The following is a 223-nucleotide window of genomic DNA, read 5'->3' on the forward strand; positions in this document are numbered from 1 at the left end:
CGCTAATTCCCTGTGGGAGCAACGCTTTTGGGCTTTTTACGGGTATGTTTGGATGATTTAAAATCGATATGATTATCATTTGCATTAATTTGTTCTGAAACTTCATCATTTGATTGAAATAATGACAATAATGCCTGTGTATCATCACAAACGGGTTGATCGGCGGCTGATGGGGTTGCTGATACGGAGATCGGCGCAACAACACCAGAATCTGTTGGTATTG

General features: G+C 40.8%; 1 pseudogene. It reads right to left on the bottom strand.

Annotated features, from left to right (window positions below):
• Positions 1-2: 2 nt before the first annotated feature.
• A pseudogene (locus tag PSI23_RS23810) lies at positions 3-223 on the bottom strand (hypothetical protein); the annotation flags it as partial.

Origin of the sequence: Xenorhabdus yunnanensis, assembly GCF_028598805.1 — a bacterium.
Lineage (GTDB): Bacteria > Pseudomonadota > Gammaproteobacteria > Enterobacterales > Enterobacteriaceae > Xenorhabdus > Xenorhabdus yunnanensis.